The 15,975-nt window shown below is 28.9% G+C and carries 14 protein-coding genes; 6 read left to right on the plus strand and 8 right to left on the minus strand.

The window, feature by feature from the left end; translation table 11 throughout:
* Positions 1–9 precede the first annotated feature (9 nt).
* The 4 genes from ACWW38_RS04095 to ACWW38_RS04110 all read right to left on the minus strand — a co-directional run bounded on the left by ACWW38_RS04095 (position 10) and on the right by ACWW38_RS04110 (position 5,889).
* Entirely contained in the window at positions 10–1,125 is a 1,116-nt protein-coding gene (locus tag ACWW38_RS04095) for an aminopeptidase (protein WP_456259538.1), read from the minus strand.
* A gap of 54 nt (positions 1,126–1,179) precedes the next feature.
* On the minus strand, positions 1,180–1,539 hold the full coding sequence (locus tag ACWW38_RS04100) for a response regulator (RefSeq protein ID WP_456259539.1): 360 nt from the start codon (positions 1,537–1,539) through the stop codon (positions 1,180–1,182).
* Between the two features lie 175 nt (positions 1,540–1,714).
* On the minus strand, positions 1,715–4,531 hold the full coding sequence (locus tag ACWW38_RS04105; RefSeq protein WP_456259540.1) for an ATP-binding protein: 2,817 nt from the start codon (positions 4,529–4,531) through the stop codon (positions 1,715–1,717).
* The gene (locus tag ACWW38_RS04110; protein WP_456259541.1) at positions 4,528–5,889 is read right to left on the minus strand and encodes a metallophosphoesterase family protein; all 1,362 of its coding nucleotides are present in this window, start codon (positions 5,887–5,889) and stop codon (positions 4,528–4,530) included. Before ACWW38_RS04110 ends, ACWW38_RS04105 begins: the two co-directional genes overlap by 4 nt.
* Positions 5,890–6,059: 170 nt before the next feature.
* Here ACWW38_RS04110 and ACWW38_RS04115 point away from each other — a divergent pair, with 170 nt between their 5' ends.
* Complete coding sequence (locus ACWW38_RS04115; protein ID WP_456259542.1) at positions 6,060–6,692, plus strand: DUF4397 domain-containing protein; 633 nt, start codon at positions 6,060–6,062, stop codon at positions 6,690–6,692.
* 73 nt (positions 6,693–6,765) lie between these two features.
* Here ACWW38_RS04115 and ACWW38_RS04120 read toward each other — a convergent pair whose 3' ends face one another.
* From ACWW38_RS04120 to ACWW38_RS04135, 4 genes are all read right to left on the minus strand, one after another.
* Complete coding sequence (locus ACWW38_RS04120) at positions 6,766–7,962, minus strand: YgeY family selenium metabolism-linked hydrolase (RefSeq protein WP_456259543.1); 1,197 nt, start codon at positions 7,960–7,962, stop codon at positions 6,766–6,768.
* Positions 7,963–8,096: 134 nt separating this feature from the next.
* The gene (locus ACWW38_RS04125) at positions 8,097–8,762 is read right to left on the minus strand and encodes a hypothetical protein (protein ID WP_456259544.1); all 666 of its coding nucleotides are present in this window, start codon (positions 8,760–8,762) and stop codon (positions 8,097–8,099) included.
* Between the two features lie 169 nt (positions 8,763–8,931).
* Positions 8,932–9,633, minus strand: a complete 702-nt coding sequence (locus ACWW38_RS04130; RefSeq protein WP_456259545.1) for a phosphatase PAP2 family protein — start codon at positions 9,631–9,633, stop codon at positions 8,932–8,934.
* 218 nt (positions 9,634–9,851) lie between these two features.
* Positions 9,852–11,150 (minus strand): M48 family metallopeptidase, encoded by a 1,299-nt coding sequence (locus tag ACWW38_RS04135; protein ID WP_456259546.1) that lies wholly within the window; start codon positions 11,148–11,150, stop codon positions 9,852–9,854.
* Between the two features lie 493 nt (positions 11,151–11,643).
* Between ACWW38_RS04135 and ACWW38_RS04140 the strand changes: the two genes are divergently transcribed.
* From ACWW38_RS04140 to gltX, 5 genes are all read left to right on the plus strand, one after another.
* A complete protein-coding gene (locus ACWW38_RS04140; protein WP_456259547.1) occupies positions 11,644–12,018 on the plus strand; it encodes a GntR family transcriptional regulator in 375 nt (124 codons plus the stop codon).
* Between the two features lie 10 nt (positions 12,019–12,028).
* The gene (locus ACWW38_RS04145) at positions 12,029–12,883 is read left to right on the plus strand and encodes an ABC transporter ATP-binding protein (protein WP_456259548.1); all 855 of its coding nucleotides are present in this window, start codon (positions 12,029–12,031) and stop codon (positions 12,881–12,883) included.
* Between the two features lie 4 nt (positions 12,884–12,887).
* A complete protein-coding gene (locus tag ACWW38_RS04150; RefSeq protein ID WP_456259549.1) occupies positions 12,888–13,541 on the plus strand; it encodes an ABC-2 transporter permease in 654 nt (217 codons plus the stop codon).
* Between the two features lie 15 nt (positions 13,542–13,556).
* Positions 13,557–14,216 (plus strand): ABC-2 transporter permease, encoded by a 660-nt coding sequence (locus ACWW38_RS04155; protein ID WP_456259550.1) that lies wholly within the window; start codon positions 13,557–13,559, stop codon positions 14,214–14,216.
* 200 nt (positions 14,217–14,416) lie between these two features.
* The gene (gene gltX, locus ACWW38_RS04160) at positions 14,417–15,883 is read left to right on the plus strand and encodes a glutamate--tRNA ligase (RefSeq protein WP_456259551.1); all 1,467 of its coding nucleotides are present in this window, start codon (positions 14,417–14,419) and stop codon (positions 15,881–15,883) included.
* The last annotated feature ends 92 nt before the right edge of the window (positions 15,884–15,975 follow it).

Consider the following 15,975-nt stretch of genomic DNA (forward strand, 5'->3'; position numbering starts at 1 on the left):
GTTTTTTTATTATTTTATCAAGCTATCTATGAATTTTCCATTTTCATAGAAAAGCTCTCCATCAGCATATATCTTGCCACCATTTCTCATGTCACAAAGCATATCCCAATGTATAGTAGATCTATTTTTCCCTCCTGCTTCTGGCATAGAATCACCTATTGCCATGTGCACAGTTCCACCTATTTTTTCATCAAAAAGCATATTTCTTGTAAATTTTTTAATTCCATAGTTAGTTCCTATAGCAACTTCCCCAAATCTTGAAGCTCCTTCATCTGTTTCTAAAAGAGCTTTTAGAAGGTCTTCTCCTTTTTTAGCAGTTGCTTTTATAACCTTTCCATCTTTAACTTCAAGCTTTATGCCCTCTATTTCTTTTCCAGCATAGATTCCTGGAAAACTAAAGGTTACATATCCATTAACTCCGTCTTCTACAGGGGAAGTAAATATTTCTCCATCAGGGAAGTTCACTTTTCCGTCACAGTTAATCCACTTTCTTCCGTTAATATTAACCACTATATCTGTCCCCTCAGATATAATATGTAATTCCTTTTTTGTATCTAAATATTTTACCCACTTTTCTTGATAAGAACTTATCCTTTTCCATTCTGCCACTGGATCTTCACTATCTAAAAGTCCTGCTCCATAAACAAAATCTTCATATTCTGAAAGGCTCATACTTGCTTCTTGAGCATCTGCATAAGTAGGAAATTGTGTTCCGCACCATCTAAGACTGCCATCTCCCATTCTTTCTGAGTAAATCTTTCTCCAACTAGCTGCTCCTTTAGCACTTAACTGAATTTTTCTTGAATCTATGTTTGAATTAGATTTTGTATTTTTAGTTCCCCAGGCAGTAAGCCATACATCTGCCTTAGATAGAAGTGTTTTAGCCATAAAGTTTTCTTCTTGAAGCTGCTCATCACTGCTATACTTTAATTTCATCTCATTTGCTTCATGAGAAGTTAAATTAGTTTCCACATGTGCTCCTGCAAGGATTGCTTCTTTAACTACTTCTGCCATCCAAGGCTCTGCAATGCTTTCACATTGTACGTATACAAAGTCACCTTTTTTAACTTCAGCTGAATAATTTACTAGAAGTTTTGCAAGTTTTTTCAATCTTGGATCTGCCATTTCCTTACCCCCTATATTTTAATTTCTAATTATCTATTAAGCTTAATATTGCTGCTAACTAGTTATAACCTTATTTATTTCCATAACTATTCTCTCTTCATTTAAAGGTTTCGTTAAGAAACTTTTAGCCCCTGCTTCCATAGCTTCAATAATCTTGACTTGTTGTCCCAATGCTGAACACATTATTATTTTTGCATGTGGGTCTATTTCAACTATCTTTTTAACTGCTTCAACTCCATCCATATCTGGCATAGTTATATCCATTGTTACGATATCTGGTCTTAGCTTTTCATATAGGTTAATTGCCTCATTTCCATTAGACGCTTGTCCTATTACTGTAATATTATTATTTTTCAAATAATTTATAATGTTAAGCCTTATAAAATTGGAATCATCTACAACTAATACATTCATTTTAACTCTCCTGTAACATCTTGCAAATAAAATAAAACTGAATTCAATTGTATTTATTGGATTTTTTAAAAATATTTACTATAAACCTTATTTCATAAAATCAATTATACATTTTCAATCTTTTAACGTCAATAATTTATTATACTGATGATCCATTAATAATTCTTATTTATAGTCATGGATTTAAATATTCAACTAGACTATCTTTATCTGTATTAATAAACTTTCCATTCTCAAGTTTAAGATATTTTATACTTCTCCCTACCTCACCAATATATTCCACTAACCTAGAGTGGCAGGTAGTTATAAAAATTTGATTGCTTTTAGATAGATAATTTAAAACCTTAATTACTTCCCTTGTATGAATCTCATCAAAATTGACAAAAGAATCATCTAATATTATTGGAAGATGTGGTGTTATCTCATTTATCCTACTCAACCTTACAGATAAAAATAATTGCTCCTTTGTAGCTCTGCTTAAAATATTAGAATTTTCCTTTGTACTTCCATCCTTAAGAACTGTTTTAAAATCTACTTCCATTAAGTTATCCACAGGAAGTATGTCAGTATATTCTCCCCTAGTTATCTCTTGCATATATTTGCTAGCACCCTTTAAAAGAGAGTCTTTAGTTTTTTCCATAAAGTCATTTTGAATTTTTTCTAGTATAAATTCTGCAGTTTTTAATGAAGCATATTTTTTTGCCAAGAATTCCATTGAATTTTTAGAGCTATCAATCTTACGTTGAGCTAGCTCAATATCTTTAGTAGAAAGCAAAGAAGTTAATTCATGCTTTAACTTTTGCTCTTCTTCAGTAAGGCTTTCTAACTTATCTGAACTATTTAAATACTCTTTTTCACAGATTTCATATTCTTCTTGTATTTGTTCATAACAAGTGTATTTTTCGAAAAAGCTTCTGAATTTTGATGCCTCTTCCTTATCACATATCAATTTAAATGTATTTATTAAGGTCTTTTCAACTATTTCATGCTGTGATTTTATTTCTAACAGTTCTCTATAGGACTCGTTTTCTTCAATATAGGAATCCAATACCTGAAGTATATTATTTTCATCTATTTCTTGTGATACAAGCTTTCTAATCTTATCCTCTAATAATGATTTTTCATATTTTATTCTATTTAATTCTTCTGCTAAATCTACATAACTATTTAGTTTATTAATTAAAGCAAACAATTCTCTGCTATTATTTATTGGTTCCTTATCTAGCAGCTCTTTTTCTTCTTCGTTAAGTACTTCTCTAAAGTTTTCTAGTAAGCTAAATATTAGGGAAAAACTCTCATCTAATTCACATTTTACTCCAGTTGCTTTATCTATTAAACTTTGAAGATTAATTAACCCTTCCTTAATTTCTTTTACCTTTCTAAAGTATTCTTTTATGAATTCTCCTGAAGTTGATTCTTTTATGTCCATTAATTCACCGTAGTTTTTTAAATCATCTTCCCTAACTTTTAATTTTTCTATAACTCTATTTAATTCTGACTCTTTTTCCTGCAGCTCAACTGTCACCTCATCTAATTTTATATATATATCTTTGTTACTAGTAATTTTGTTACTATTAGAAGAGTACTTTACTATTGTATACATTCCCCCTAATATGGCACCAGATAAGGATAATATAATTCCTTCTTTATATCTTACAAATGCCAAAATTACTCCGCAAAGTATTATCACTAAAGACATATAAAAATATCTATTTAGTAGCTTATTAAAGTTTATAAGTTCACTTCTTGGAGCTGTCTTATTTAAGACTTCCTTACTTGATTTTAGAGATTTTACTTCATTCTCCAATTCTCTTCTCTTATAAATTAAATCTTTCTGTTCTTCTACTATATTTATTAACCTATTCCAGTGAATGGTATCTGTTGGAATACTTAAAACTTTACTAAAATTATTCTTCCACTTTTCATTTAAGCTAGAAATCTTTTTAGATATTTCTGATTTATTTCTTATACAATTATCTCTTACTTCATTATAATTGCTTATTTTCTCACTTATTCCTGAAATATTACCATTAACTTTTTTTAAATCATCTTTATGTATTAGAAGTTTAGATTGCACTTTTTCTACTTCTCCTGCACTTTGAATAAATTCGTAGTTTTTTAAATTATACTTTGCAAGAATATTTTCATATTCATTTTTTAAATCCAAAGCTTTTTCTAATGAGCCATTTTTAAACTTTTCTGCTCCACTTTCTATATTTAAGCTTTCTAAGCTTATATCTAAAATCCTTAACTGTTCATAAGATTTAAAATTACTTTTTAATGTACTTAGAAGATTTATTTTATCTTTTAAGGTCCTTATGTAATCTTTTAGGCTAAATATAGATTCTTTATTTTTGTTAAGCTGATTTTTCTTCTCATAGTAGTCTTCCACCTGAGTACTTGCTTTTTTTCTTAATTTTATTCCCTCTTTTATCTCCATATAGTATGGCTTAAATTGAGCAGTTGAAGGATTCCCATTTTTACCCCCTATTTTTTTTGCTTCTTTTTCTAATTCATTTAGAAGTTTTGGTATTTGGACAATTTCCTTAAACCCTGCTCCTAAAAATATACTTTGCATATTACCTATTTCTTTAGAGCCATCTGTAGATGTATTTTGCAATTCATCTAAACTTAATGTAAAAAGCTGCTTATATGTAAAATAGTCAATATCACCATATAAATCTTCAATTGATAGGTTTTTATTACTATTAAGAGCAGTAACCGTTGGAGCTTTATTTCCTGTAATATTTATATTAAATATTTCTCCTTTATTATTTTCTATATCACAACTAACACCATACTCTATATTAGGCTTAGGTAAATTTTTATCTTTTGAAGAAAATCCAAAGCCAATGTGTCTAAATAGCTTCATAAAGGTTGTTTTTCCAGCCCTGTTATAGCCACCTATAACTATTATATCTTTATCAATATCTTCTAAAATTTCATCTCTAAAGACTCCAAAATCACTTATAGATATCCTCTTTATTCTCAATTGTATTCACCTTTTTCTATAAACTTTTCTATAATAATTTCTCTTGAGGCATTTATTATATCTTCAATAAGCTGATCATCTAATGGTATTTTTTCTTCATTAAAATCTTCTTTATCATTAACTTTTTCAAACAGGTTTCCAAAAGAACTTATTACTTCTTTTTTCATGTTTTCATCCTTAAGAAGTGAATCTACTATTTCATTCACTGATTTAATAACTTGATTTCTATTGTTTAAATAATCTAAAGGTACCTCTTTTAATGTATTAATGTAAATTGAGTCTGTATATATTAACACGGATTGACTCATAAAATAATCGTTTAATCTATCTTTTAAATAACTTACTACATTTTCTTCATCTTCCCTTAAAATACTATCTATCTTTCCCCTACCTTCTAGATTCCATTGAACTATATAGCCCTCTACTACCTTGTCTGCAGGATATATACTTTCAAGACCTTCTGGTATAGTTAAATTCCTCTCTAATATTTTCTTTCCTTCTTCAAGAATAAACTCTTCTAAGTCATTTAAATTATCTAATTCTCCCTCTTTTTTTTCATCAATATTTAATGTTATCTTTAGCCATACAAATGAAGATATGGGAATATATCTAATCTTTTCAGTTAAGTCTTCTCTTACTTCAACTAATAAGCATCCTCCAATTTCCTCCTCACCTATATCTCTTCCTTGAGGTATTCCAGGATAGGCAATGGCAGGACTTTCACTGTTTATAACTTTACATTTGTGAATATGACCTAGTGCCCAATAATTAATGTTTTCTATTAATTTTAGTTCTTCTATAGTGCTTGGAACATATCTATTGTCATTAATATCTAATCCTGTGTGAAGCACTCCTATGTTATATAATAAACTATCTGCTTGTCCATAAGTTTTAAAAATCTTTCTGCCTTCCCATTTGTTTTTGTATGATTGTCCAATAATTTTCCCTACTAAATCTCCATGTACATATATATCTACAGCTTCTGCCTCTTCACAGCTGAAAGTGTGCACGTTTTGTGGTAAAACAAATAGCTCTTTATCTTCCCCTAATGGGTCATGATTTCCTCTAATTAGATATATGTTTATATTATTTTCTTCTAGCCTTTTGCACTGATCATAAAAAAACCTGCTAGCCTTTACAGTTTTTAATTCTCTATCGTAAATATCTCCAGATATAATTATAAAATCTACTTGCAAATTAATTGCTGCGTGGCATATTCTTTGAAAAGCTGTGTACACCGCTTCACTGAATCTTCCATCCATGTCATATTCATCATTAGAATTAATATGTAAAATGCTTCCCAAATGTGTATCTGATACATGAATAAACCTAAACTTGAAGTCCAATTTTTGTTTCATTAAAAATTCTCCTTTAAATCACATACTATACTTAGGTTAAAATTAAATTAAAAACCTCATAATTAATTATACAATAATTTCAATATTTATTTTAGTATTTAAACTTGCACCTATCTCCACTTAAATACATATTCTATTATGTAAAAATAATTTAGAAAGGTGAATACAGTATGTTCTTTTATCCTTACTTTAGAGCACCTGAGAAAGCTTTTGCAAGAATACTTCATGCCTCTCCAGATGCACCAGCAGTAGATGTTTACTTTAATGATAGAGTTGTAGCCAGAAATTTAGCCTACAGACAATTCACCCCTTACTTTTCTTTAGCTCCGGGGTTATACAATGTAAGAGTTTATCCAGCTGGTAAGACAACTAATCCTGTTATAAATACTAGTTATAATTTTATACCTAATACAATCCAAACTATTGCTGCTGCAGATAGACTTGCTAACATAAAGCTTCTTCCTTTTGAAGAACCTAAACTTCCTCAAATACCTAGAAAATCTTATATAAGGTTTGTCCACTTATCACCAAATGCTCCTGCAGTAGATGTTACCCTTCCAAATGGAAATATATTATTTAAAAATGTTGGATTCACTAAAGCTACCAGCTATATTCCTGTTGATGCTGGAACCTACACTATTCAGCTTAGGCCAACTGGAACCTCTAACGTAGCTTTAACTGTACCTAATGTTACAATAAGGCCTGGTAGATACTATACCTTCTATGCTATAGGTTTGCTAAATGAAAGACCGCCTCTTCAAATGTTGATACCACTAGATGGCAACTCCTATATAGAAACTTGATGAAATATCTATAATTTAGTATAAAATCTTATAATTTACTAATAAAAATTGCGATAGATATAACACACTATATCTATCGCAATTTTATTATATTTTGAGGAAACATTGCATAAAACTCACAGGCCTTTATTAATTGCTCTACAGCAACCTGCTCTCTTGGACCATGAGCAAAAACTTCATTTCCCGGACCAAATCCAATAGTGGGTATTTTATACTCACCCATAGTTGCACTACCATTAGTACTTAATCTCCATTTGTCTATCTTAGGCTCTTTATCAAACATTTTTCTATAGGTCTCCATAGCAGCCTTTAAAAAAACACTTTCATTTTCTATACACCAAGATGGAGAGTACTTATTTAATGGATATATAACCCCTGTATAACTAGGCTTCTTACACTTTACTATTTTTACCTTGGAATTTTCCAATCCCTTTAAAGTCCTTATTTCTCTTAGGGCTTTACTTGAATCCTCCCCTGTAGTAATTCTTCTATCAATTTTAATTTTACATTCATCTGGAATTGATCCTTTAGATGGTGTATTAAAATATATTTGTGTTACAGCAACGGAAGCCTTTCCTAGAAAATTATCTTCTTTAAAATTTCTATTTAATTCTTCTAACTGATGAATAATTGGTACAGTTTTATAAATAGCATTTATACCTCTTTGTGGAGAGCTAGCATCACAAGATAATCCCTTTGTAATAATCTCAAATTCTACCCTTCCCCTGTGTCCTGTGTATATGTTTAAATTAGTAGGTTCTGTTATAATCACAAAATCCGGTACTATACCATCTTCATCTATAATATAATGCCAAGCTAGTCCATCACACTCTTCTTTTAAAACTGTACAAGTAACATATAAAGTGTAATCATCTTCAAGACCCAATTCTTTTATTATCTTAACTGCATATATTATTGAAGCCGCCGCACTTTTTTGATCTGCTGCCCCCCTCCCATATATAATTCCATCTTGAATAATTCCACCAAATGGATCTACTTGCCATAATTCTCTATCTCCCACATCTACAGTATCCATATGTGCATCCATTGCAATTACTGTTTTTCCATTTCCTATTCTCCCTATAACATTTCCAAGTCCATCTAGGAATACACTATCGAACCCTACCTTTATCATCTCTTCTTTAATTCTTAAGGCAACTTCCTGTTCTTGTCCACTAATACTTGGAATTTTAATAATATCAATGAGAAATCCCACCATATCTTCTTTATAAGCTTCTGCCATATGAATAATTTTTTCTTTTATGTCCATTTATTTTGTCCTTTCTTTAAATATTATTTTCTTATATATCCAATATATGTTTTACATTAATTTATATTAAATAACACAAAATGTATTCCTAAAAAAATTAAAAGGTTGCCAACATTAATGACAACCTTTTTCCCTTAAAACCAGTTTTCCAATTGCACTATATTTTCTAAAGAGAACTTGTCCTTGTTCAGTACAAATAACCCCACTAGAATTGTAGATAAAAATATTTTTGATAATTTTCCTTTTTTATAGAAAAAATTTATAGCTCCGATTAGGAATCCAACTCCTGCCCAAACTGCCATAATTGGTATAGTGGGAAATAGCCCATCAATAAACAAACTAAAAAAATTAATTGGTACATATATAATTGATAATACTGGTACAAATATATTTTTTATTATATAAGGAGATATAACAGTAGCTACAAAACTAATTAAAATTCCACTTGGAGATTTCATAGCAAAAATTAAAATAATACTTAATATAATAAAGCCTACAATCATATACTTAACTAAAAAATCGTTATTTTCAAATAATATTGAAAAAGCACTTCTAAAGTTTTCCCATATTTGTTCATAGCTAGGACTGGAATATGTATACTTCTGAGTGTATAATTCAATAAAACTAGTTTTATCTTCTGTAAATATAAAAATTGGCAAAATAAATATAGCTCTAATGATTAGAAAGATTAAGCTATATATAGTTCCCTTAAGTACAAATTTACCAATCTTCCATCTTTTCTCCTTAGTTATTGGCATGTAATTACTTAAATTATCAATGATGATTAACTTGTCTGACATAATATTCACCTCCAACTTCACAAAGGATTATATTAATATATTACCATATATTTACATATTATACACCACTTCCTTTATTTTGTAATATAAATTTTATAGAGCTAAATAAAAAAAGCCTGCAGTTTAAACTGCAAAGCTTCAAAATATTTATTATAAATTTTGTTTATTATTATCTTATAAACTTATATTCCTCTCTTCTACCCCGTCTTCTAAATATAATTAGTGTTATTAACACCCATATAGAAGCAATTGCCCAGCCACCGACTACGTCACTAGTATAATGAACTCCTACATATACTCTACTTATACCAATTAAAGCTGCATAAATAAATATTAATATACTTAAAATGTGAGCAAGTATCCTATTTCTAAAATTATCTAATATAAAATATATAATTATCAACGCTCCTGCCATTGAAATCATAGAATGACCACTTGGAAAACTATAAGTTCCTACATTGGTATACTTACTAATATCTACTAGCCTAATTCCTTCTGGCCTTGGTCTCCTAGCTACATATTTCAAAAGTTGACTAGCAATAGCAATAATTAGTATATTTATAGCATAAAATTTTGCTTCCCTTTTTTTACTAATACGATATAAAAGTATTATTACAAGAATAGTAAAAATAATAGCAAATGCAGTATCTGCACTTCTACTTGTAAACACAAATATTTTATTTAAATACCCTCTTCTCACTTGTGATACATAATTTATAACTTGTCTATCGATCTCCCCGCCACCAGCCTTGAAGCTATCTTTAAGCTTAACTAAAAATAATCCTATCCATCCAATAGTCATAAGGGCTAAAATATATATGTAGTAGGTTGGATTATTCACTCTTTTGTTTTTTGTGCTTATTAAATACATGCCTCTTCTCCTTTGCATAAAAGTTATTTTATATTTCCAATAAATATTATTTAAATATCAATTGAAATCAATGCTTATTATATTGTGGTCAACCATAAACAAATTCCTTAATAGTATACTACTTTTCAAATTCACTGTCATCCTTATACCATCAGTAGTTACTCTTTATTAACATTTTAGCCTGCAAATCTATCTGAAATGAATATTGATTCTTACAATTACTTAAAACTTTTCGTATTAATATATTCTTCATAAATTAACTGCTTTCCTTCTGTCCAAGGTTTATATTCCTTTAAAAATTCTACTCTTTCACTTATAGGAGGATGATTATATGTCCACAACTTATAAATTGGATCTGGATTTGGAATTACAATTCCGCTTTCCGATAATTTTTGAAAAGAAGAAATGGCAGCTTCATTATCTCTTGTAATTTCTATAGCAAAAGTATCTGCTTGTTTTTCCATATAGCAGGAATAAGTATTAGAAGAAGGTGTTATAGCCAAAATACATAAGTTTAACATTAATATTATTAAAGGTAATGAGGCTATATCCTGTAGGCTGTTAAACTTAAATTTGTATTTATATTTTTCTATTATATAGGGTGCTATTGCATAAATTATATAAAAAATCACAAAAATGCTTATTATTTGTAAAATCATCATCTTCTTTATATGTCCAAGCACATAATGTCCTATTTCATGGGCAGTTACAAATTTGATCTCTCTTAAATTAAGCTTATCTACTGTGGTATCCCATAAAACTATCCTTTTAGACTTTCCTATTCCAGTCATATATGCATTCATCATATCAGTTTCTTTACTCTTATCAACTTTTAATATATTGCAGTTTTCTATATTTGCTTGTTTTGTTAGATTTATAAGACTCTGTTCCATTTGCTTATCTTTTATAGGCTTAAAATCATTAAATAGCGGATCAATTACTATAGGCTGCGCCAAGAATATTATAAAGGTTAGCGGTATTGATATAATACCTGTATATATCCACCATCTTTTAGGGCTTGCTTTTATTATTCTATAAGGTATCCATAAAATCAAAAATATTACTATAGAGCTTATACCAAGATTTATAAGATAATTTTTAAGCCACAATAAAAAAGGCTGATGTGATAATCCAAAATAATGTCTTTGAACATATCCTCCATAATAACTTAAGGGAAAAGATATTAGATCATTAATTAGATTATAAAGAACACCATATATACCAATTGTAATAAAATAAGTCTTACCAATACTTTGAGAGGCATTTCTAAGCTTTGCAGAAAACCCTGTGGCTAAAAAAACTATAGGAATTCCAATGCTCACTATTACTTTTAATCCTCTAACCACTCTGTCACTTTCATAAAATTTTTGCCCTATTTCCTCTCTACTTTTAGCATTTTGTTCTACAGAAATTGTATTTAGTTTTTCATAAGATAAACACTGCTTATTATCTATAGATATAATTCCACTTAATATAAAGATAAATATAACAATTTTCAATAATTTATGGCTCTTCATAATATAAAAATCCACCCCCAAGTATTAGCATTGAAATCAAAAATTTCCCTTTAATTTTCTTAATATTATAGACTTAATCTCATTATATGTATACTCTTGCTTTTAAAAATAATTATAAAAAATTTTAAAAAAGGCTATGTTTTAAGAGATTGTTGATTTCGTATAATATCGAAAATAATTCTAAATTTAGTATAGCAACTGTAGCTAAACTTTCATTAACTCGCATAGCTCAGACAAATGAAAGTTCTTAACGCTACAATTGCTATACTAAATAAGAATTATAATTTCTCATTATAATGAACTTAACAATCTTTAAAACAGCCTTAACCTACTAATGGAAAGTTTTAAATGAATGTAAAAACCAACATTCATTTAAAACAAATCCTTAAAAAAATATTGACATGAGAGTGGGTACGCGTATATACTGTATATATACATTATATACAGTATATACACACTTAACAGTCTAGACTATTAGTTAGGAGAATGATAGATGAAAATAATAATTTCTAATTCCTCTGGTGAGCCAATATATGAACAAATCGCCAATCAAATAAAAAACCTAATAATAAATGGTGAATTAGAAGAAGGAGATTCTCTTCCATCCATAAGAAGCCTTGCAAAAGAGCTTCAGATAAGTGTAATTACCACTAAGCGTTCTTATGAAGAATTGGAAAGTGAAGGCTTTATAGAAACTGTGGCAGGAAAAGGCTCCTTTGTAGCAGCTCAAAATAAGGAACTTCTACGTGAAAAAAGATTGAAATTAATTGAAGAAAAACTTATTGAAGTAGTTTCTGAAGGTAAAATGTTAAATTTAAGCTTAGATGAAATCACAGATATGTTAAAAATTTTATATGAAGAAAATTAGGAGGTATATCATGGATAAAATTTTAGAAATATCAAACTTACGCAAAGAATATAAGGATTTTACTTTAAATGATATAAACTTTCAACTTGAAAGAGGATATATAATGGGATTCATCGGTCCTAACGGAGCCGGTAAAAGTACAACTATAAAATTAATTATGAACTTACTCCATAAAAATGGTGGCGAAGTTAAAATATTTGGTATGGATAATATCAAAAATGAAAAAGAAATAAAAGATAAAATAGGTTTTGTATATGATGAGAACTACTACTATGAAGAATTGAGCATGGAAAAGATGAAAAAAATAATAGCTCCCTTCTATAGTAAGTGGGATGAAGATGCTTTTAATGAATATATGAAGGAATTCGATCTAGATCCAAAGAAAAAAATTAAAACTCTTTCTAAAGGAATGAAAATGAAATTTTCATTAGCTATAGCACTCTCTCACAACGCTGAACTAATTATAATGGATGAGCCAACATCTGGACTTGATCCAATCTTTAGACATGAGATATTAGATATATTATACTCTCTTATTCAAGATGAATCTAAAAGTGTATTTTTCTCAACTCATATAACTACTGATCTTGAAAAGATAGCAGATTATATTACTTTTATAAACAAGGGAAATATAGTTTTCTCCAAATCAAAGGAAGAGATTTTAGATACTTATGGACTTGTAAAAGGCGGCCTTGAAGTTTTAAACAGCAGCTTAAAAAATGAATTTATAGGAATCCATGAAAATCACTTTGGATTTGAAGCTTTAACTGACAATATTCCTAAGATAAAAAAACTATTTAAAGCTGATGTAATTATAGAAAAACCAAGTCTTGAAGACATAATGGTTTATAGTGTAAGGAGGTAATTTTATGATAAATCTTATAAGGAAGGACTTTGCATTAACATTTAAAATGAGATCTTTAATTGTCTTTGTTCTATATTTTTTTCTACTAATTACCTTAGCTGATAATCTTAATTCTGATAGTAGATATATTTTAATAATAACTACAATAGCTTACTTTCTCTCTAGTGAAACATTTATATATGATGATAAAACAAAATCCTATTATATAATAAATTCTCTTCCTATAAAGAGAAGTGATGTAGTTATATCAAAATATTTAAGTATAATTGTTTACATTATAGTAGCTATAATTTCAGTTGGGCTAGCTGGTGCTTTCATATCTTCAACAAAACTTATTTCTGGAATTAACCTTATAAACTTAAAAGTAATTAAGTATGTTATTTTATCTAGCTTTATTATCATGGCAATAAATTTTCCAATATACTTTAAATACGGTTTTAGACAAGCCAAATTATTAAATTTTATAATATACTTTACTTTTTTTACTTTAATAAATGCAGCCCAATCTATTTTAAGCCTTGAAGCTGTAGAATCCTTTATAACCTTTATGGCAAAAAATTCAACAATAATAAACTCTCTATCACTAGTTATGGTTTTAATTTTCACAATAATATCCATGCTTATATCTATAAAGATATACGACAAAAAGGATATGTAGATTGGAGGTACATGAATGTTTAACTTAGTTTTGAAGGATTTTAAACTTATTTCAAAATATAATATATTTATAGCTATATATGGACTAATACTTTCCTTCTCTGGTCTTAAAATGGGATCAAACCCAGGCTTACTTTATGTAATATCAATAATAATTATAACTTATATATCAGTTCTTTACTCAAATGGGTATGATGATAAGTATAAAATACATGTATCCTTAAATAGCATGCCTATTATTAGAAAAGAAGTGGTTATGGCAAAATACACCTCTTTCATCCTTCAACTTATCTTTACTTCTGGGATTATAATAATATTTACATTATTTTTAAACTTAATTGGAATAAAAGCAGCTGCTAGAACAGCTAATATATGGGATTTAATTGTATCTTTTAACATACTTGGTCTATTTTACGCATTTTATTTTCCACTTTATTATAAATATGACTATAATAAGCTTAGAATCTTTAATATAGGAATATACTTTCTAATATTAATTATGCCAGGATATATTCCAAAACTTTTAAAGTATGATGTAGGTACAAAATTAGTAAATTGGGTTCTTTCAATAAACAACATGAATACTATACAACTAATTATCCTAGCAATAGTCTTTATATTATTAATCATATCCTATATATTATCTTCTCAAATATATAGCAAAAAGGAATTCTAAATATCCCTGTAATATTGACATGAAATATGCCTTGGTATATGATTAAAATAGCATTTAAAGTGCCTTTCATCATTCACATTGATGAGAGGCTTTTAAATATGTTATTTATTTGTATTCCAAGTAAATTATTGTCTTGTGATAAAAAATAATGCAATAATTATTTAAAGCATACAGAAATATTTATATAGGAGTGAAGACAAATGTCAGCAAAAGAAGTTAGAACAAGATTTGCCCCAAGTCCAACTGGATATATGCACGTTGGTAATTTAAGAACAGCTCTTTATACTTACTTAATAGCAAAACATGCCGGTGGAAAATTTATATTAAGAATTGAAGATACAGATCAGGAAAGGTATGTTGAAGGTGCTGTTGACGTAATATATAAAACTTTAAAAATGACAGGATTAAATCACGATGAGGGTCCAGATATAGGTGGTCCTGTAGGTCCTTACGTTCAAAGCGAAAGACGTGGAATGTATATGGACTATGCAAAGGAATTAGTTGAAAAGGGAGAAGCTTATTACTGCTTCTGTGATAAAGAAAGATTAGATTCTATTAAGGAAGATTCAGAAGATCCTGAAAAGAAAGTATTTAAATATGATGGACACTGTAGAAACTTATCTAAAGGTGAGGTTGAAAAAAACTTAGCTGCTGAATTACCTTTTGTTATAAGACAAAAGAATCCAACTGAAGGAATTACAACTTTTGAGGATGAAATTTATGGAACAATTACAGTAGATAACTCAGAACTTGAAGATATGATATTAATAAAATCAGATGGACTTCCTACATATAATTTTGCTAATGTTGTAGATGACCATTTAATGGGAATTACTCATGTAGTTCGTGGTAATGAATATTTATCATCTGCTCCAAAGTACAATAGACTTTATAATGCTTTTGGATGGGATATACCTACTTATGTACACTGCCCTCCAATAATGAAGGATGCTCATAATAAGTTAAGTAAAAGAAATGGAGATGCTTCTTTTGAAGATTTACTTGCAAAGGGATATTTAAAAGATGCTGTTTTAAACTTCATAGCTCTTCTTGGATGGAACCCAGGAACAGACCAAGAAATATTCACTCTTGAAGAATTAGTTGAACAATTTGACTATAAAAACATACACAAGGCTCCATCTATTTTTGATACTGTTAAACTAAAATGGATGAATGGAGAATACATAAAGAAACTTTCTCCTGAAGAATTCCACAGCCTTGCAATGCCATACTACAGTGAGGTTTTCAATGCAGAAGAACTAAAAAGACTACTTTTAGTTAAAATAAGTGAATTACTTCAAACTAGAGTAGAAGTATTAACAGATATACCAGAAATGGTAAATTTCTTTAAAGAACTACCTGACTATGAAATAGATCTATACACTCATAAGAAAATGAAGACTAACCCTGAAAATTCACTAGTAAGCCTTGAAAAAGCCCTTCCTGTATTAGAAGCATTAGAGGATTGGTCATTTAACTCTATTCATGATGCTGTTTTCGGACTTATTGGAGAAATGGGAGTAAAAAATGGTATTGTGTTATGGCCACTTAGAACTGCTCTATCAGGTCAACCTTCTTCACCAGGCGGCGCTTTTGAACTTGCTGAAATAATGGGAAAAGAAGAATCTTTAAAGAGAATTAGAATTGGAATTGAAAAACTTAAATAAACTTATGTAGAAAAAAATCGCTAATCACTAATCACTAATTTCTTTGATATTTCTTTATATCTAGAAATTAGCCGCTAGTGACTAGCGATTAT

Source organism: Clostridium sp. JNZ J1-5, from assembly GCF_053901425.1.